Origin of the sequence: Actinoalloteichus sp. GBA129-24 (genome assembly GCF_001941645.1) — a bacterium.
In the GTDB taxonomy this organism is placed as follows: Bacteria; Actinomycetota; Actinomycetes; order Mycobacteriales; family Pseudonocardiaceae; genus Actinoalloteichus_A; species Actinoalloteichus_A fjordicus.
In genome coordinates this window covers 1,464,991-1,483,364 of sequence record NZ_CP016077.1, presented here as the reverse complement: position 1 = coordinate 1,483,364, position 18,374 = coordinate 1,464,991, and the positions used below count along the sequence as shown (strand labels likewise).

General features: G+C 71.3%; 15 protein-coding genes and 2 pseudogenes. 9 read left to right on the top strand and 8 right to left on the bottom strand.

Features of this window, described 5'->3' with window-relative positions:
- Positions 1 to 16 precede the first annotated feature (16 nt).
- The 3 genes from UA75_RS06810 to UA75_RS06795 form a co-directional block, all read right to left on the bottom strand.
- Positions 17 to 997: a carbohydrate ABC transporter permease gene (locus UA75_RS06810; RefSeq protein WP_083682986.1), complete on the bottom strand. Its 981-nt coding sequence runs from the start codon at positions 995 to 997 to the stop codon at positions 17 to 19.
- Between the two features lie 33 nt (positions 998 to 1,030).
- Positions 1,031 to 2,308 carry an extracellular solute-binding protein gene (locus UA75_RS06805; RefSeq protein WP_075739529.1) on the bottom strand — a complete coding sequence of 426 codons (1,278 nt, stop codon included), beginning with the start codon at positions 2,306 to 2,308 and terminating at the stop codon, positions 1,031 to 1,033.
- Between the two features lie 393 nt (positions 2,309 to 2,701).
- Entirely contained in the window at positions 2,702 to 3,436 is a 735-nt protein-coding gene (locus UA75_RS06795; RefSeq protein WP_083682985.1) for a DUF305 domain-containing protein, read from the bottom strand.
- A gap of 181 nt (positions 3,437 to 3,617) precedes the next feature.
- Between UA75_RS06795 and UA75_RS06790 the strand changes: the two genes are divergently transcribed.
- Both UA75_RS06790 and UA75_RS06785 read left to right on the top strand, forming a co-directional pair.
- Positions 3,618 to 5,099 (top strand): LVIVD repeat-containing protein, encoded by a 1,482-nt coding sequence (locus tag UA75_RS06790; RefSeq protein ID WP_404799962.1) that lies wholly within the window; start codon positions 3,618 to 3,620, stop codon positions 5,097 to 5,099.
- A gap of 61 nt (positions 5,100 to 5,160) precedes the next feature.
- Positions 5,161 to 5,421, top strand: a complete 261-nt coding sequence (locus UA75_RS06785; protein WP_075739527.1) for a hypothetical protein — start codon at positions 5,161 to 5,163, stop codon at positions 5,419 to 5,421.
- Between the two features lie 71 nt (positions 5,422 to 5,492).
- Here the strand turns inward: UA75_RS06785 and UA75_RS06780 are convergent, their stop codons facing one another.
- Positions 5,493 to 6,779: a tetratricopeptide repeat protein gene (locus tag UA75_RS06780; RefSeq protein ID WP_157434036.1), complete on the bottom strand. Its 1,287-nt coding sequence runs from the start codon at positions 6,777 to 6,779 to the stop codon at positions 5,493 to 5,495.
- Positions 6,780 to 7,104: 325 nt separating this feature from the next.
- On the opposite strand from UA75_RS06780, the gene UA75_RS06775 reads away from it, so the two are divergent.
- Positions 7,105 to 7,605, top strand: a complete 501-nt coding sequence (locus UA75_RS06775) for a GNAT family N-acetyltransferase (protein ID WP_232237659.1) — start codon at positions 7,105 to 7,107, stop codon at positions 7,603 to 7,605.
- Between the two features lie 312 nt (positions 7,606 to 7,917).
- Here the strand turns inward: UA75_RS06775 and UA75_RS06770 are convergent.
- The 4 genes and pseudogenes from UA75_RS06770 to UA75_RS06760 form a co-directional block, all read right to left on the bottom strand.
- Positions 7,918 to 8,766: pseudogene (locus UA75_RS06770) on the bottom strand (EamA family transporter); the annotation flags it as partial.
- A gap of 86 nt (positions 8,767 to 8,852) precedes the next feature.
- A pseudogene (locus UA75_RS34365) lies at positions 8,853 to 9,008 on the bottom strand (hypothetical protein); the annotation flags it as partial.
- 245 nt (positions 9,009 to 9,253) lie between these two features.
- Entirely contained in the window at positions 9,254 to 11,284 is a 2,031-nt protein-coding gene (malQ, locus tag UA75_RS06765) for a 4-alpha-glucanotransferase (protein WP_075739524.1), read from the bottom strand.
- Positions 11,285 to 11,467: 183 nt separating this feature from the next.
- The gene (locus tag UA75_RS06760) at positions 11,468 to 12,385 is read right to left on the bottom strand and encodes an EamA family transporter (protein ID WP_232251170.1); all 918 of its coding nucleotides are present in this window, start codon (positions 12,383 to 12,385) and stop codon (positions 11,468 to 11,470) included.
- A gap of 650 nt (positions 12,386 to 13,035) precedes the next feature.
- On the opposite strand from UA75_RS06760, the gene UA75_RS06755 reads away from it, so the two are divergent.
- Genes UA75_RS06755 through orn form a run of 6 tightly spaced genes read left to right on the top strand, consistent with a single transcriptional unit; the run spans position 13,036 to position 18,333 of the window.
- Positions 13,036 to 13,239: a hypothetical protein gene (locus UA75_RS06755; protein WP_157434034.1), complete on the top strand. Its 204-nt coding sequence runs from the start codon at positions 13,036 to 13,038 to the stop codon at positions 13,237 to 13,239.
- Positions 13,236 to 13,775 carry a GNAT family N-acetyltransferase gene (locus UA75_RS06750; RefSeq protein WP_075739521.1) on the top strand — a complete coding sequence of 180 codons (540 nt, stop codon included), beginning with the start codon at positions 13,236 to 13,238 and terminating at the stop codon, positions 13,773 to 13,775. Before UA75_RS06755 ends, UA75_RS06750 begins: the two co-directional genes overlap by 4 nt.
- Positions 13,776 to 13,806: 31 nt before the next feature.
- Positions 13,807 to 15,150, top strand: coding sequence for an AMP-binding protein (locus tag UA75_RS06745; protein ID WP_075739520.1), 1,344 nt, complete (start codon positions 13,807 to 13,809; stop codon positions 15,148 to 15,150).
- 29 nt (positions 15,151 to 15,179) lie between these two features.
- Entirely contained in the window at positions 15,180 to 15,710 is a 531-nt protein-coding gene (locus UA75_RS06740; protein ID WP_232237657.1) for a PH domain-containing protein, read from the top strand.
- On the top strand, positions 15,707 to 17,683 hold the full coding sequence (locus UA75_RS06735; protein WP_075739519.1) for a PH domain-containing protein: 1,977 nt from the start codon (positions 15,707 to 15,709) through the stop codon (positions 17,681 to 17,683). Before UA75_RS06740 ends, UA75_RS06735 begins: the two co-directional genes overlap by 4 nt.
- Positions 17,680 to 18,333, top strand: coding sequence for an oligoribonuclease (gene orn / locus UA75_RS06730; protein ID WP_075739518.1), 654 nt, complete (start codon positions 17,680 to 17,682; stop codon positions 18,331 to 18,333). Before UA75_RS06735 ends, orn begins: the two co-directional genes overlap by 4 nt.
- The last annotated feature ends 41 nt before the right edge of the window (positions 18,334 to 18,374 follow it).

The following is an 18,374-nucleotide window of genomic DNA, read 5'->3' as shown; positions in this document are numbered from 1 at the left end:
ACATCGTCACGCCCCTTCAGTCCTTGGACGCGATGCGTCGACTCAGTCGGTAGTTGAACACTGCGAAGACCAGCACGATCAGGAACAGCGCCCAAGCGATGGTGGAGCCGTAGCCCGCGTCGCCCAGTCGGACGCCCTCCTCGTAGAGGTACATGGTCACCGTCTGGAACTCGCGGGAGTTGCCGCCGACGCCCGCCGTCCCCTTCGGGTCGAAGAGCTGCGGCTCGGCGAAGAGCTGCAGCCCGTAGATGGTGGACACCAGCACCGTGAAGATGATCGTGGGGCGGATGCTGGGCACGGTGATCGCCCAGAAGGTCCGCCACCGGGACGCCCCGTCGATCTCGGCCTGCTCGTACAGCTCGCGCGGGACCGACTGCATCGCGGCGAGGTAGATCAACGCGTTGTAGCCGGTCCACCGCCACATGACCATCACGCTGATCGCCAGATGGGAGGCCCAGGTGCCGGAGCGCCAGTTGATCGGCTCGATGCCGACCCAGCCGAGCACGTGGTTGATCACGCCGTAATCGCGCCCGAAGAGCTGCGCGAAGACCAGCGCTACTGCCACCACCGACACCACGTTGGGCAGCAGGACCCCGGCCCGCCAGAAAGTCCGGCCCCGCAGGCGCCGATCCAGCAGCGCGGCCAGGCCGAGCGCGGCCAACAGCTGCGGCACCGTGGAGATCACGAAGATGCTCAGCGTGTTGAACAGCGCGTTCCAGAAGTTCGGGTCGGCGAGCAGCCGGGTGAAGTTGCCGAACCCGACGAAGCCCTGATCACCCAGGACCACGTGCCAGTCGTGCAGCGACACCCAGCCGGTGTAGAGCAGCGGGAACAGCCCGAAGCCGAGGAACACCGCGAAGAAGGGCAGGATCAACAGGTACGGCGTGCCCTTGAGGTCCCAGCGGGCGAGCCGGGTCCGCCACGACTCCCGCTCCCGGCCGGGCTCGCCGCCCGCCGGGGACGGCGTGTCCGGCGGCGAGGTCGACGCAACCACCATCAGTTCTCCCGATCAGCGTGTTGGAGAGGTGTCTCAGCCCAGGTCTCGCTCGGACTGCTCCACCGCGTCGGCGAAGGCCTCGTCGGCGCTCTGCACGCCTTCCTCGACCCGGCCGAGCGCCTCCTGGAATCGGCTGCGCACCGAGAAGTCCTGGGTGCCCCGGTAGTTGGGCTGGAGGCTGTCGGCGGAGGACGCGAAGATCTCGCCGACCGGGGCCTCGTTGAAGTACTCGTTCACGTCGCCGAGCACCTCGGGGTCGTGGTAGACCTCGGGCTGGCTGGGCAGGATGCCCTTCTCCAGGAACAGCGTCTTCTGCTGCTCGGGGGCCGTCAGCCACTCGGCGACCCGGTAGGCCAGCTCGGTGTTCTCGCCCTGCGCCGGGATGGTCAGGATCGAGCCGCCCCAGTTGCCGCCGCCGCCGGGCACCGAGGCGATGTCCCAGACTCCGGCGTTCTGCTCGCCCGCCGCGCTCTCGATCTGGGCGAGCATCCAGGCCGGGCACGCCATCGTCGCGAAGCCGCCCTGCGCCAGGCCGACGTTCCACTCCTGGGTGAACGGCTTGATCTGCGCGGTCTGACCGTCCTCGGCCAGGCTGCCCGCCAGGGCGAAGGCGTCGCGGATCACGGGGTTCTCATCGGCGATGTAGCTGTCGTCGGCGGCGGCGAAGTAGCCCTCCGGCGCCTGGTTGATCATGCTGCCGTAGACGTTCTCTGCCGAGTCGGCGAAGGCGACGTCGGGGGTCGCCGCGCTGAAGTCGTCGGCGACCGAGGCGAAGTCCGCCCAGGTCGGCCAGAGCGCGGAGACCTCGTCGCGGTCGGTCGGCAGGCCTGCCGCCTCGAACAGGTCGGTGCGATAACACATCGCGAGCGGGCCTGCGTCGGTGCCGAGTCCCAGCACGAACTCGCCGCCGTCGGCGACGCCCTGCTCCCACTTCCACTCGGCCCAGCGGTCCTGGATGTCGGAGGCGCCGAGCGCGCCGAGTTCGACGAACAGCTCATGGGACTCCCGGTACTGGGGGATCCAGCCCTCCTCGATGGCGACGATGTCCGCCGCACCGCGACCGCCCGCGAGCTGGGTCTGCAGCTGCTGGTGGTGGGCGTCGAACTCGGACACCCTCGTCTCCAGCGTGATGTCGGGGAACGCCTCGGCGAAGTCGGCCTGGAGCGCGTCGTAGCCGAAGTCCCCGAACGTCGCGACGACGATCGTGTCCGCGTCACCCGCTGCCTGACCTCCGCCGCAGCCCGCGAGCAGGGTCGCCGCCGCAGCGGTCAACGCCGTCGCCGCGACCCGAGCCGGTCGAATGCCTCCCATGACGTCCTCCTTGACGTGTGTGACCGCTCACCCAGGGGTGAGAGCGCTCTCACAGTCATGCATCGGGGGATCACTGTCAAGAGTCGAGGAGGTCGTCGAATTCGATCCGTGATCTGTTCCGGGCGCGACGTGGTCCGGGGGCGGGAGCCCGTGGTGCGGCGACGCTCGACGGGGCGTGCTGCGGGGGCGACCGACGCGGCGGACTGCCCTGCGGCGCGCGACGACGGACCGGCATCCGGCATCCGGCATCCGGCATCCGGCATCCGGCATCCGGCATCCGGCATCCGGCATCCGGCATCCGGCATCCGGCATCCGGCATCCGGCATCCGGCATCCGGCATCCGGCGAGCGTCGGGGATGGCGGGGCGATCTGGTCGCCCCGCCCTGCGGCCTGCTACAACTCGGTCAGCAGCCGCCGCATCGTCTCGATCTCGTCGACCTGCGTGACGAGGACGTCTTGGGCCATCGCGACCACCAGCACGTCCGCTCCCTCGGCGAGGACCTCCTCGGCCATCGTCACCGCGCCCTCGTGATGCACGATCATCAGCTCGAAGAACAGCCGGTCGAACGCGGTGCCGTCGGACGCGGCCAGTTCCGCGATCTCCTCCTCGGTGGCCATGCCCGGCATGTCGGCATGGTCCGAGGACTCCGGGTCGACGCCGTCGGCAGCCTCGTCGGCGGACCCGCCGTGACCGTCCCCGTGTCCCTCGTGTCCGTCCGAGGTGGGATGCGCCGCAGCATCGGAGTCGCCCTGCTGATCCAGCCAGCCCTCGAGCGCCCCGATCTCCGCACCCTGGGCGTCGGAGATCCGGCTTGCGAGGCTGCGCAGCTGCTCGTGATCGCTGCGATCGGGCACCAGTGCGGTCAGCTCTCCCGCCTGCTCGTGGTGCGGGATCATCATCCGCACGAAATGCTCGTCGGCCGCGTTGGCCGCAGGCTGCCCGCCTGCGTCGGCCAGGTCCGCATCGGACGCGTCTCGGGGCTCGTCACCGGGGGCGCCGGGCATGATCACCGGCGCGCCGTCGCCCGTCGATGCCGTCTCCGCCTGCGGATCGGCCGTGCAGCCCGTCAGGCCGACGACGATCAACCCCGCCACCGACAGTCGCGACAGGACGTGTGAGAGACGCACTGTTCACCCCTTCCGACCGATCTCGACACCGATCCCGACTCCGGGCCGTCGCGATCTCCGCCAGCGTCCCAGAGCCTGAAAACCGACTCCGAGTAACTATTGCCACCGATCCCGTGACGGCCATACTGCAAGGACCCATGTTTTCTCCAGGCCACGCGCAGCACAAGTGAGGGAGCAGCTGGTGAGACCAGTCCTACGAAGAAACTCCCGCCGCCACGCACGCAGAGCCGGTGTTCTCGTCGGGGCGATCGCCCTACTGGCGACGTCCGTCCTGACGGTCCCCGGGGCCGCCGCACAGTCCACCGAGGACCCCTCGCCCGACGGCCCGCCCACGCCTGCCGTGGCCGAGCAGATCGAGCAGGCCCCCGGCGACGGCGTCTCGCACAGCAGCAACATCCGCAGGCTGGCATCCCTGCCCAAGGAGCCGCCGTTCGACAACACGGCGGCCTTCAACTCAGACATCGCCTTCCAGGACAGGTACGCATACGTCGGGAACTATGACGGCTTCGTCGTCTACGACATCCGCAATCCCCGGAAGCCCAGGATCGCCACCCAGGTCTACTGCCCCGGCGGCCAGGGTGACGTGTCGGTGAGCGGCGACCTGCTCTACTACTCGGTCGACTATCCCCGCAGCAACAACACCTGCGACAGCGAGCCGAGCAACGCAGCGAACCCCGACGCCTGGGAGGGCATCCGGGTCTTCGACATCAGCAAGCCGACCCGGCCGAAGTACGTCGCCGACGTGGCGACCGACTGCGGTTCGCACACCCACACGCTGGTCCCCGACCACGAGGGCGACGCCGACTACCTGTACATCTCCTCGTACGCGCCGTCGGTGAACTTCCCGAACTGCGCCCCGCCCCACGACAAGATCTCCATCGTGAAGGTGCCGCTGGACGACCCGTCGGCGACCGAGGTCGTCGCCGAGCCCGTGCTGTTCCCGGAGGGCGGGAACCCCGGCCCGCCCGAGGGAGCCCGCGCCACCACCGGCTGCCACGACATCACCGCCTACCCGGAGAAGGACCTCGCGGCGGGCGCCTGCATGGGTGACGGCATCCTGCTCGACATCTCCGATCGGGAGGCTCCCGTCGTCATCGAGCAGGTTCGCGACGACGTCAACTTCGCGTTCTGGCACTCGGCGACGTTCAACAACGAGGGCACCAAGGTCGTGTTCACCGACGAGCTGGGCGGTGGCGGCGCCGCCACCTGCAACGCCGAGATCGGCGAGACGCGCGGCGCGAACGGCATCTACGACGTCACCGGGTCCGGCACCGATCTGAGCCTGGAGTTCCGCAGCTACTACAAGATCCCCCGGCACCAGGGCGCGACGGAGAACTGCGTGGCGCACAACGGCTCGCTGATCCCGACGCGCAACGGCGACTACATGGTGCAGGCCTGGTACCAGGGCGGGGTCTCCGTGTGGGACTTCACCGACTCGGCCAACCCGGAGGAGATCGGCTACTTCGACCGCGAGGCCTTCGACCCGGAGACCCTCCGGACGGCGGGCTCCTGGTCGGCGTACTACTACAACGGCTACATCTACTCCAGCGACATCCAGATGGGACTGGACGTGCTGGAGGTCAAGGACCGCAGGCTCAACGACGCCAAGCGGGTCCGCTACGACGAGTTCAACCCGCAGACCCAGCCGAGCTACCGGCGCTGAGTCCGCCCGGCGGCGTGGGCTCACGGGCGCGCTCCTCGGCGACGGCCGCGTCGACGAGGTGATGGCCGCCGCCGCAGCAGGCCGGGCAGGCAGCAGGCCGACGACCCAGCGGCGCCGAGGATCGCTGCTGCTCGCGGCCGACGTCGCTGAAGCCCCGGCTTGGACGGCATCCTGCGGCAGCGTTCCTGCGTCGACGCGGGCGAACGTGATCGCAGGTCAGGGCGGCGTGATCCCCGGCCGAGGCGCCGGGCCGTCCCTGCGTCGGACCACCGAGTGTGCGCGGCGGTCGACGTCGGCGTTCGACGCGCAGGCAGCAGGCTAGCCAGTACCGATCGGCATCGTCGTCGGCACTCGCCGCAGCCGCCAGGACCCGCCGCGTCGGACCACCCCCGATCAGCGCCGCCGAATCCCGGTGAGCAGGCTGAGGATCGCGCCCAGGGCGGTGCACCCCATCGCCAGGCTCAGCGGCGACAGCGTGCCAGGACTGATCAACACCGACACCGCCCACCAGAGGAGCAGCAGCAGGCCCGCCGCCAACGGCGTCCCGACGAGCAGGACGCGCGCGTCCCGCACCATGACCCGCGACGAGGACGCCGCCGCGCGTCCGTCCAGCACGATCGGCCAGGCCACGACGACGATCGCCCCCGCGAGCAGGAGTCCGAGCACCCCGTCGAACCGGCTCGAATCCGGGCTGGACTGGATCATCAGCGCCAGCGTGCCGAGCCCTTGGACCAGCCAGACCCGCCGCAGCAGGGTCGGCACGCCCGCCGTCCGAGTCGGTCGTGCCGGTCGAGTCGACGAGGGGGACGCGGCGGGTCCTGTCCGGCCCGGCGCGGTTCGGCCTGCCTCGCCACGGGTCGCCCCATCCCGAGGACCGGCGGCCGTCCCGCCGCTCGACGGTCCGTCCGCCGCCTGCCGGTCCTGATCGCGACGGTCGCCGCGCAGGGTCGAGAGCACACGCCGCCAGCCGGTGCCGCCGTCGGCCGCATCGGCGGGCGGCTCGGCGGCGGTGCTCGTCGCAGCGTCGTCCCGAGCGGGCCGCCTGCCCACCGGTTTCGCGCCCCGGCGCGGACCGCCGCCGCGTCCCGCAGGCCCGCGACGCTCCTCGGCGATCCGGAGGTTCGCCTCGATGTCGGCCTGCTGATCGGGATCGAGCGGAAAGCCGAGGGCGCGCCGATAGGCCGCGGCGGCACCGGGCCGGTCGCCGCCTCGCAGCAGGGCGTCGCCGAGCACCTCGTGCGTCCTGGGCTCTTCCGGGGCGAGATCCACCGCCCGCGCGGCCGAGGTCGCCGCCTGCTCGTACAGGCCCCGATCCCCGCCCCAGATCAGCGCCTCGGCCAACGCCACGTGACACCGCCACTGCGAGGGCTCGCGCCGGACGGCCTTGCGGGCGGCCTCGGCGGCCTCCGCGTGCCTGCCGAGATCGCAGAGCGCGAGGGAGCCCAGCAGATGCGGCCAGTGGTGGGTCGGGTCGACCACCGAGGCACGCCGCGCGAACTGCTCGGCCTCATCGGCATTCCCCGAATGCAGGCAGGCCGCCGAGAGTTGACACAGGGCCGACGCGTGGTTGGGAGCGGCCGCGACCACCGGCCGCAGTAGTCGAATCGCGGCCGTGTGTCTGCCCGCCTCGCTGAGAACGGCGGCACGGCGAACGGTCGCGTCCGCGTCCACGTCAGACATCGATCCCGCCACCCGCAGCCCCAGTCCGGTCCAGAATGCGATGACCCCTCATACCCAGGGGCGGGGCCTCACCGATGGTCACACCCCGTTATTACCACGTCACCATGATCACGTGACAGCGCCGCAGGACACGAGGCGTTCTCGTCTCGATGAAAAAAGCGGTTGCCGTCGCACGGCGGTGCTCCCACACTCACCGCGTGATCCTCAGCCCGCAACGGGCCGCCTGCCCGGACCGCACTCCCGTCTCCCCTCGGCCACGACGATGTCGGGGCGGCACCCGGCACGGCATCGCATCCGTCGGAACCACACCGGACGGAGCCGCGCAGTGAGCGACGAGATCGTGCGACCGATGCTGGCGAGCGACGTGCCCATGCTGGTCGCGGTCAGCACGGCGGCGGGCCGGCTGTTCGCCGAACACGGCATCGTCCTGCCCGAGGACGATCCGGCGGCGACCATCGCCGAGGCCGACGACGTCCTGGTGGCCGACCTGCCGTCGGCCGGGCCGGTCGGCTTCGCCGCAACGACCGTGCTCGACGGCGACTGGCATCTCGCGGAGCTGGCCGTGCATCCCGCCTACGGCCGACGCGGGATCGGCGGCTCGCTGCTCCGGGCCACGGTCGACCGGGCTCGACGGCGCGGCTTCGACCGGGTCAGCCTCACCACCTTCGCCGACCTGGCGTTCAACGCGCCCTGGTACGCGCATCGCGGCTTCCGCGTGCTCGCCGAGCGCGACCACGGCCCCGAACTCGCCGCCCAACGGCAGCTGGAGATCGAAGCGGGGATCACGGTGGCCCCGAGGGTGGTCATGGTTCACGACCTGCGCTGACGCGACGGCGCCGCAGAACCCCGCTCAGCTCGACGCGGCAGACGAGGCGGGCGGACTCGGCAGCTCCGCCGAGGCGGCGGGCTCGGACGGCTCCACCACCGACACGGCCTGCGCGGCCGGGGCACCAGCGGCCGGGGCACCAACGGCGGGGGCACCAACGGCAGGGGCAGGCGTCGGCGCGAGGACCTCTTCCGGCGTCGACGTCGCGGCGACCGGGCGAGCCTCCCGCCCGGCGGCCGCTCCCGCGCCGACTCCCTCCGCTGCCGTCGCACCCGTCCCCGCTCCCCCGGCGGCCCGAGGCGCGGGCGGTATGCCGAGCAGCACGCCGACCACCACGACCACTCCGGCGATCAGCTCCACCGTCGTGGGGACCTCCCGCAGGACCAGCCAGGCCGTGGCGATCCCCACCACCGGCACCAGCAGCGAGAAGGGCGCGACCACCCCGGCGGGATGTCTGCTCATCAGGGTCGTCCAGATCCCGGTGCCCACCACCGTCGCCAGTCCCACGACGTAGGCCAGGCCCGCCAGCGCGAGCAGCCCGCCGGGCTCGCCGACGGTGCGCAGGGCGTCCCAGCCCGCGGTCGGGCCCTCGAACAGCAGCGACAGCGTGAACATCGGAATCGGCGGCACCACCGACATCCAGAGGGTCAGCCGCAGCGGGCTCTCCGGGCGGGCCTGCCTGCTGCACAGATTGCCGAACGCCCAGCCCAGTGCACCGCAGAGGGTCAGCAGCACGGGCAGCAGGGCGGCGAACTGCGCCCGCTGCCAGCCGATCACCGCCATCCCGGCGACGGCGAGCAGGATGCCGCCGACCTGGCGAGCGGTGATCCGCTCCCGCAACAGCAGGCCGCCGAGCAGGACGGTGAACGGGGCCGACGCCTGAAGCACCAGGGACGCCAGCCCCGTCGGCATCCCGACGTCCATGCCGATGAACAGGAAGGCGAACTGCACGGTGCCGAAGCCGAGCCCGTACCCGACCAGCCAGTACCAGCGAACCCCCGGCCTACGGACGAACAGCATCGTCGGCACCGCCAGCACCGCGAAGCGCAGCCCGCCGAAGAACAGCGGCGGGAAGTGATCAAGGCCGTAGCGGATGGCGAGGAAGTTGAGCCCCCACAGCAGGGCCACGATCAAGGCCAGTCCCCGGTCACGCATCGGCATGGCACCCAGCCTGCTTTCCCGACGGCGGGAATACCACCGAGAAAGCCGCTGTCACCTGTGTCTTTGCCGACACGGGCCGGTGCCCCGGCCGGCCGCAGTGCCGTCTCGACCGAGTCCATCAGCCGCTGCTTCGCCGAGGCCGTCACGGCGAGCCGGTCGATCACGACCTCGATGTCGCGCTTCTCCTGCTTCTCCAGCTTGGGCGGATCGGTGAGCGAGCGCACCGCGCCGTCGACCCGGACTGGCGACCGCAGGCAGCACCCCGCCAGAAGCGCCCGATCGGGACATCGGGAGCCAGCCTCGTCGCGCGGGCGAACGCCCGTTCTCAGAGCCTGTCTTTGATCCCCCTGGAGTCGTGAGCGGGGATCAGCGTGGCTGAGCTGCCAGGCGGAGGAAAGAGACATAACGGAGTGTCGACTGACGACAACGCCGCAGATCGCCGCGCCGGCCCCGCGCAACTCCGAAAGTGGGGATTGAAGACAGGCTCTCAGCCCGGCCGGTCGCGACGCAGGAGCGTGGCGGCGGCGCGGACCCTGGGATCGGCCAGCAGTTCCTCGATCGTCACCGGCAGCGGCAGGCGCCAGTTCGGGTACTCGTCGACCGTGCCCGGCAGGTTCGGCTGCCTCGGCTCGCCGATCAGGTCATACGGCGCGGCGAGCAGCAGCCTGGCCGGTGTCCTGGCGAGCAGGGCATGCATCGCCAGGATGATCTCCGCCTCGCTCCGCTCATCGTCGCGCAGGCCCTCGCCGGGCGCTCCGGCCGAACCGAGGCCCGCCCCGGTCGAGACCGAGCCACGCGCGGGCAGCACGCCCTCGTCGGTCAGATAGGCCACGAACTCGGCCCGTTCGGCGGCAGCCCGGACGCGCTCGGTCTCGACATCGGAGGTGAGGACCCCGAGTTCGGCCCGCACCCGCACGTGCTCCCCCCGCAGGAAGCCCGCCGCCGTCGGGAGATCGTGGGTGGAGACGCTGGCAGCGGCGAACTCGCCCCAACGGTTCACCGGGAGCAGCGTTCCGGTCGGCAGGTCGGGATCGTCCTCATCCGCTCGTTGGAACCACAGCACCGAGGAGGACAGGATCTCGCGCTCGTGCAGGGCCTCGGTGACGCCGTCGGGGACGGTGCCGAGGTCCTCGCCGATCACCACCGCACCCGCGCGGGTGGCCTCCAGGGCGAGGATGCCCAGCATCGCGTCGGCGTCGTAGCGGACGTAGGTCCCCCGATCAGCGGTCTCGCCCGGCGGGACCCACCACAGTCGCCAGAGCCCGAGGACGTGATCGATGCGGATGCCGTCGGCCCGACTCAGCACGGCGCGCAGCATGTCGCGGTAGGGGGCGTAGCCCTGTTCCGCCAGCCGGTCCGGACGCCACGGCGGCAGTCCCCACCGCTGTCCCTGTTGATTGAAGTCGTCCGGCGGAGCGCCGACCGAGACCTCGGTGGCGAGCACGTCTTGGAGCGCCCAGGAATCCGCCCCGTCCGGCGTGACGCCGACGGCGAGGTCGGCGATCACGCCCACCCGCATCCCCGCGTCCCGGCCCGCCCGATGGGCCGCGTCGAGCTGATCGACGCAGCAACGCTGCAACCAGGCGTGAAAGCCCACTCGGTCGGCCAGTGCACGCCGTGCGTCGTCGACGGCGGGCGAGCGAGGATCGCGTAGGTCGGCGGGCCAGTCGCGCCAGTCGGCGCCGTGTCGTTCCGCCAGTGCCGCGAAGGTGGCGAAGTCCCGGAGCGCGGGCTGCTCGGTGAGGTCGAGCGGCGCGGCCGATGGCCACAGCAGCTCCAAGGCGGCCTGTTTGGCCTGCCAGACTGCGTCGTAGTCGATGCGCTCGCCGCCCGCCGGGATCGCGAGTGCGTCGATCACCTCGCGTAGCCCCTGCCCGGCAGCCTGGTACTCGGGCAGTTCGGCGATCCGCAGGTAGAGCGGGTTGGCGAAGCGCCTGCTCGACGGCGAATAGGGCGAGGCCTGGACGGGCGTGGTCAGCGCGGGGGCGTGCAGCGGGTTGAGCAGCACCACGTCGGCGCCCAGCTCGGTCGCGGACCGGCCCAACAGCTCCCGCAGGTCGCCGTAGTCGCCGATGCCCCAGGACTCGGCGGAGTGCAGGGCGTAGAGCTGGACCATCCAGCCCCACGCGCGCGGCACCTGCGGAACCGAGCGGGGCGCGACGACCAGCGTGGTGAGTTCGTCCCCGGTGCGCAGCCGGTGCCAGCCGATCGGCAGGTCCGTGGGCAGTCGATCGACGACCGCCCTGGCCCCGCCGTCCTCGAGCTCGATCACGGCGGGGCCGGTGAGTCCAGCCGACTCGCCCTGTCGCAGCACGATGGTGGCGGGCATCCGGGAGCGCCGCTCGGCCGCCGCCGCGAGTGCGGCACGCACCGCGACCGGGGTGCTCGCATCCACCCCGAGCCTGCCGAGCACCGCGACGACCACCTCGGTGGGGACGTCGATGCGCTGGTGCCGCCAGTCCTCGTACCAGGTGGCGACGCCGTGTTCCTCGGCCAGGGCGGCCAGTTCCTCGTTCACCCGTGCACCACCGATTCCGCTTCCGCCGCTCGACCCGACACGGGCGAGTCGTCCCGCCTGCCCGCACGATCGCCGGGCCGTCTTCTTGATCGTCGCCCACCGGGTCCGGAGCCCACAAGCTCATCGGTGTGGAACCACTCCATGCGAGGGTGTTCCCGCGGAGGGGCCCGGCACCGCTGCGGCTCAGGTGGGCGAGGGCTCGGCCTGCGGTCGGGAGAAGAACGTCGCGCCGCCGCTGGCCACGATGACCAGGCCGATGGCCACCACTTCCACGATCGAGAGCCGCTGGCCCAGCACGAGGAAGCCGGCCAGCGCCGCCATCGCGGGCCCGAGGCTCATCAAGACGCCGAAGACGCGCGCCGGGATTCGGCGCAGCGCGTGCATCTCCACCGAGTACGGCAGCACGGAGGACAGCAGCGCGACGGCGAGTGCGACGGCCAGGGTCGACGGGACGAACAGCGCCGTCCCCGCCGAGGCGATGCCCAGCGGCAGTGCGATCACCGCGGCGACGCACATGGCCAGTGCCAACCCCTGCACACCGGGGAATCGTCGGCCCGCCTGCGCGCTCAGCAGGATGTAGCACGCCCAGCCCGCGCCTGCCCCGAGCGAGAAGAGGACGCCGACCGGATCGAGTCGGTCGAAGCCGCCGCTGCTCAGCAGGATGACGCCCGCACCCGCCAGCAGCACCCAGGCCACGTCGCGGAGACGCCGCGAGAGCACGACCGCGAGACCGAGCGGGCCGAGGAACTCCAGCGTGACGGCCGGGCCGAGCGGCATCCGCGCCATGGCCTCGTAGATGCCGATGTTCATCGTGGCGAGGGCGAGGCCCAGTCCGACGACCGAGATCAGGTCACCTCGGGTGCGACCCCGAAGTCTCGGTCGGGTGATCGCCAACAGGACCAGGGCGGCCAGCGTCAGTCGGAGCGCCACCGTGCCCACCGGGCCGAGAAGGACGAACAGCGAGACGGCCACCGCCGCGCCGAACTGGACGGAGAAGCCACCGGTCATCACCAGCAGCAGGGCGGCGGGCCTGCCGCCCGCCGGAGATCCCGAACCGCCCGATGCCCCCGCCGTCGGTGTTCCGTTCGTCAGCTCGCCCACGGGCGAGACGGTAGCCCTACCCGCGCCGGGGGCAGGGAGCGCGACGTCGGCGGTCACGCGGCGGAAATGGCGGATCACCCCGAGGGACGGCCTCGCTACCGTCCCCCGCTCGGGTGATTTCGCTTGATCCGATCGGGGCGTCCCGAGGCCCGACCGGATCGACGATCGCCACCGACCCCGCCCGGTGACCTCCGTGCGGGGCGCAGGCGGTCGACGACGGAAGACGACACGCCTGTGACGACGTCCCGCGACCTCGTCCGCCTGCGCAGGCAGGTCGTCCGGTGCAGGCGGGAGAGGGCATGGGCGGCCCGACTCAGGTCGGTCCGGTGCGCCGCCGCTCCCGCGACCACCCCGAAGGCCGAGCCAGCCGCCCAGAGATCATCAACCCCCTAGCCTTGCCACTTCCGTGGCGGAAAAACTCACACAGAGCAAACATTCGGGCCGCCGTCAGGCGACGAATCCACGAAAACGAGTGAGTCATACGTCACAACCGACGCCTGGCATCGCTGTTCGGTGCGTCGACTCAATGAGAAGGTCGACAGCGCCCCGAGCAACTGTCGTCACAGGATCGGGCTCGTGGAGTCTCCCTCGGGAGAGCCTGCGAAGGCACAACAGCGAAGACATAGCCGGTGACGGCGGAATGTGGGGTCGTGGTGGTCCGCAACCAATGGTCGGTGAACTGCCGAGATGTGGCGGGCAGAAAGCGGGATCTGACCGTTTTCGTCAATGACGGCCAGATCGTCATCGTGGCGCCCCCCGGCGAGACGGCGGTTCTGGCGCCGTTGGAGGTCGGCAGGCTCAGAGCCGCGTTGCGTGACGCGGTGGTCACCGCGTCCGTAGCCTCTAAGGAATGAGCGGAACCGACACCGACGACCGGCCCGTCCGGTCTATCAGGATCGCCGACACCGCGGACATCGCGGGCTTCTTGGCGCTGTTGGACGACGCCGTCAAGTGGCTGTGCGAACACGGTTCCGAGGGGCAGTGGGGCTCGACGCCGTTCTCCGCACGGGAGAGCGCGGTAGACCGCGTCACGACGTGGGTACGCAGCGGCCGAGTACACCTCGCCGAGCAGGACGGGACCCTGCTCGGCGCCATCGCGCTCGGCCCGGCTCCCGACTACGTTCCGCCGACGACGGTGCCCGAGGTCTACGTGGTCGCTCTCGTGTCCGGACGTGACCCGGCCGCCAGAGGCATCGGCGGCCGACTGCTGGAACTGGCGCGGGAGTTCGCCGTCGAGCAGGGTGTCGACCGCGTACGCCTGGACTGCTGGGCGGGCGGCGAGGGACGTCTGATCAAGTACTACCAGGATCGCGGATTCGAGCCGATGGAAACCTTCGACCACCACGGCTGGCCCGGCCAGATCCTCGAACAGCGTCTGGTCAGTCGATGACGAGCGCTCCGGCGGGCGGCGGGCGCCCGAGATGAGCCGGTCGGACACCCCGAACAGCGTCTGGACCGGCCTGCGCGGCATCCGCACTCTGATCGACAACGGAGTGCTCCGCCCGATGCGCCCCGATCGACTGATCCGGATGCTCGCCGCCATGTGGCGGTGGAACACCAGTCTGCCGCTCGGCTATGCGACGGGCGCCGTTCGGCACCCGGACCGGCCTGCGGTGATCGACGAGCACGGCGCCGTCAGCTATGCGGAGCTGAGCGAGCGCACCACCCGGCTGGCCAACGGGCTGGCGGGCCAGGGAGTGCGGGAGGGCTCCTGGCTGGGCGTGCTGTGCGGCAATCACCGCGCACTGGTCGAGACACTGGTGGCGGGCAGCAAGCTCGGGGCGAAGATCCTCCTGCTCACCGATGCCCTGTCCCCGGCCCAGGTCGCGCGGTTCCTCGATGACCAGCAGGTCGACACCGTCGTCATCGATCATGAGTTCCGCCCGAGGCTACGGGCCGTCGACCGTGCGCTGACGACGATCATCGCGTGGTCGGAGACACCGGTCTCGGCGATCACCATCGAGCAGCTGATCATCGACTCGACGTCGACACCGCGAGCGCGGCGACAGGACCCGGAGGACGTCGTCGTCCTCACCTCCACCAGCCACGGACTGGCCACCGCCGTCCCGAGCCGAACACCCTCACGCATCACGCCCGCCGCGACGGTGTTCGGCCGCATCCCGCTGGAGGCGGGCGAGCGGACCCTCATGGCGGCGCCGCTCTCCCATACCTGGGGCATGTCGGCGCTGCACTTGACCGTGGTCCTCGGCGCGACGCTGATCCTGCTGCGCGAGCCCGACGCCGCCTCGATGCTGTCCACGCTGCGCCGCTATCGCTGCACCTCGATGTTCACCCGGCCCTCGATGCTGCACGGGCTGGTCGAGGCCGGTCCGCCGCCGGAGGGCCTGCCCGCCCTGCGCGCGGTCGTCTCCACCGGGGCGCAGCTGCCCGGCGAGCTCGCGGCCCGGTTCCGGGACGAGTTCGGCCCGGTGCTGCACAACCTCTACGGCACGACCGAGCTGTCCTGGGTCAGCATCGCCACCCCCGCCGACCTGCGCCGCGCCCCCGGCACCGTCGGACGGCCGCCGCGCGACATCCGGGTGACGATCCGCGACGAACAGGGGACGCTGCTGCCGCCGGGCGAGTCCGGACGAATCTTCGTCGAGGGCGCGGGATGGGAATTGCAGCGCGAGCAGGACACCATCGCCCAGTCGTTCGGCCCGGCGGGCCGGGCGTTCACCGGCGACCTCGGGCATCTTGACGCGACGGGACTGCTGTTCGTCGACGGCAGCGCCTCCGACACTCATTCGACGGATCATGAGTGAGCCGCGCGGCGATAAGGCAGGGTGAGGCCGTGACTTCGACAGAGACGGGCGCCGGGAACGCGACACCGCTGCGTGAGGTGCGGCTGCGCCCACCCGAGCACCGCGTCAGCAGCAAGGCGATCATCTGGTGGACGCTGCGTTGCGTCTTTGGTTGGATCGTCGTGATCGCGCCGCTGCTCGTCGGCCACTTCCTGTGGACGGACCCGCCGATCCCGCTGGACCTGACCTCGGCTGTCGCGGGTGCGGTCGCCGTGCTGCACGTCGCCGTCATGCCGACGTGGCGGTATCGGGTGCACCGCTGGGAGCTCAGCGAGCACGCCGTCTACACGCAGAGCGGCTGGCTGAACCAGGAGTGGCGGGTCGCCCCCGCCTCACGGATCCAGACCGTCGACACCGAACGCGGGCCGCTCCAACAGCTCCTCGGCCTCTCGACCGTCACCGTGACCACCGCCTCGGCGGCCGGACCGCTCCAGATCACCGGGCTGGACCGGGACCAGGGCATCCGCATCGTCGAAGAGCTGACCGCCACCACCGAGGCGAATCCGGGTGACGCGACGTGACCAGCGGTGACACCGAAGGCCCTGTCGTCCGCGCAGGCCGTGAACCCGAGTCCCCGACGAACGGCGGCGTTCCGAGTCCGCCGACACCGACACCGACCCCGCAGAACGGCAGCCAGGTCGAACCGCGCGTCGGGGCGGGACAGGACAGCGGCGATCCGGACCCCGAATCGGCGACCCCCGCAGCCGGCAGCCGCTCGGCGGGCCCGCAGGCAGCCGAGACGCCGAGGGACCAGTTGGTGCCCGCGGCCGAACCTCCGCTCGCCCCCGCAGGCGGAGCGTTCTCCTTCGCGCCGTACCCGTACCCGGCAGGCGAGTTCGCGGGCCACCCCGGCTCCGCTGCGCCGCCCCCGCCCGAGGCGGAGCTGATCGCGGCGGAGCAGTCGGATCAGCGGCTCGACGCGCGCGTGATCGCGGTCAAGCCCCTCAACGAGGCGTTGGGTCTGCTTCCCGTGCTGCTGCTGGCCCTGGTGGTCCAGGGCGCCGATCGCTGGCAGTTCCGGGTCGCCGCGGTGATCGCGGGTCTGCTGCTGGTCAACGGTCTGATCCGCTGGCTCACCACGCGGTACCGGATCAGTGAGGACCAGGTGCTGCTGCGCACCGGCTGGCTCTTCCGCACACGTCGCGCAGTTCCCCGCGACCGCATCCGCACCGTCGACCTCACCGCGAAGCTGATGCACCGCATCTTCGGCCTCACCACGGTGAAGATCGGCACCGGCGGCCGTAAGGGTGCGGGGCTGAGCGACGAGATGACGTTGGACTCGGTGTCGCGGGCCGAGGCGGAGCGGCTGCGTCAGGTGCTGCTGCACCGTGCGCCCGCACCCGTCACCGCCGATGCGGACGCAGGCGCGGAGCCCGGCGACACCGGGGCAGGCCTCGCAGGCCGGGTCCAGGCCGAGCAGCCCGGCACCGTGCTGTCCCGCCTCGACCCGCGCTGGCTGCGCTTCGCCCCGCTCACCCTCGCGGGTCTCACCGCCGTCGGCGTGCTGGCAGGCCTGAGCATGCAGTGGATCCAGGAGCTGTCCCTCGACGAGGTCGGGCTGATCCGCGACGGGTTGACCTGGCTGGACGACCTGCCCGTCGGGCTGCTCGTCGGCGGGATCATCCTCGCGCTGCTGTTGATCAGCACGATCCTCTCGCTGGTCGTCTACGCCATCCGTTATTGGAACTACGTCCTCACCCGCGAGACGGACGGCACCATCCGCGTGCGACGCGGGCTGTTGACCACGCGCGCGGTCTCCCTGGAGGAGAAGCGGCTGCGCGGCGTGGAGCTACAGGAGCCGCTGCTGCTTCGAGGCGCGCACGCCGGGCAGGTCAACGCAGTCGCCGTCGGCATCAGCGCGGTCTCCCCGGACAGCAGCCAGCTGCTCCCGCCCGCGCCGGTGAGCGAGGCCCACCGAGTCGCGGCCGGGGTGTCTCGTCAGGACCGTTCCCCCACGCAGACCGCGCTGAGCAGGCACCCCGCCGCCGCACTCTCCCGCCGCCTGGTCCGCGCCGTGGTCCCCGCGCTGCTGCTGGCCTGCGGCCTGTGGGCGCTGACGCTGCTCGGCTCCTGGCCGTCCTGGCCCGCCTGGGTCGCCACGGCGCTGGTGCCGGTGGCGGTGTTCCTCGGCGTGGATCGCTACCGAAGCCTGGGGCACTCGCTGGACTCGCGTTACCTCGTCACGCGCCACGGCTCGCTGAGCCGCAACACCGTGGCGCTGGAACGCGACGGCATCATCGGCTGGAACATCAGCCGGTCGGTGTTCCAACGCTCCGCAGGCCTGGTCACCCTCACCGCGACCACGGCGGCGGGCGGCAACGCCTACTCGGTGATCGACGTCGGCGAACCCGTGGCGCTCGGCGTCGCCGACGAGGCGGTCCCCGATCTGCTGCAGCCGTTCCTGATCGGCGCGAAGTCGCCGGGCGGCGGCGCCGCGACACACCAGCAGCCCGTCGGGACGGCGCAGGTCGAGCACCTAAACTCGTCGTCGTGAATGACCGGTTGGTATGGATCGACTGCGAGATGACCGGCCTCGACCTGAAGTCCGACGCACTGATAGAGATCGCCGCGCTCGTCACGGACGCCGATCTGAACGTGCTCGGCGAGGGCGTGGACATCGTGATCAGGACCGAGGAGTCCGCACTGGACGGGATGCCGGAGGTGGTCCGGCAGATGCACTCCCGCTCCGGTCTCACCGAGGAGGTCCGACGCTCCACCGTGACGATGGCCGAGGCGGAACGCCGGGTGCTGGAGTTCGTCCGCGAGTACGTCCCGGATGCCCGCACCGCGCCGCTCGCGGGCAACTCGATCGGCACCGACCGAGGCTTCATCGCCCGCGACATGCCCGAGCTGGACGCCCACCTGCACTACCGGATGGTGGACGTCTCCTCGGTCAAGGAGCTGTGCAGACGCTGGTACCCGCGCATCTACTTCGCGCAGCCGGAGAAGGGCCTGGCGCACCGGGCGCTGGCCGACATCAGAGAGTCGATCCGCGAGCTGCGGTACTACCGGCAGACGGCGTTCGTCGCCCAGCCGGGGCCGACGACCGAGCAGGTGCAGGCCGTCGCCACCCGGCTGCTCGGCGAGACCGCCGAGGTCGGCGGCACGGCGCTCGCGCAGGAGAAGGCGAGCGGAGACGCCTGATCACCGGCGCGAACGACGGGTCGAGCCGCTAAAGGGGAACC

What these genes read in the sequence shown, in the direction of transcription:
- UA75_RS06810 (WP_083682986.1), bottom strand. Translation starts at nt 997, where the DNA reads ATGGTGGTTGCGTCGACCTCGCCGCCGGACACGCCGTCCCCGGCGGGC.
- UA75_RS06805 (WP_075739529.1), bottom strand. Translation starts at nt 2,308, where the DNA reads ATGGGAGGCATTCGACCGGCTCGGGTCGCGGCGACGGCGTTGACCGCT.
- UA75_RS06785 (WP_075739527.1), top strand. Translation starts at nt 5,161, where the DNA reads ATGGCCGCCGCCGCAGCAGGCCGGGCAGGCAGCAGGCCGACGACCCAG.
- UA75_RS06780 (WP_157434036.1), bottom strand. Translation starts at nt 6,779, where the DNA reads ATGTCTGACGTGGACGCGGACGCGACCGTTCGCCGTGCCGCCGTTCTC.
- UA75_RS06750 (WP_075739521.1), top strand. Translation starts at nt 13,236, where the DNA reads ATGAGCGGAACCGACACCGACGACCGGCCCGTCCGGTCTATCAGGATC.
- UA75_RS06745 (WP_075739520.1), top strand. Translation starts at nt 13,807, where the DNA reads ATGAGCCGGTCGGACACCCCGAACAGCGTCTGGACCGGCCTGCGCGGC.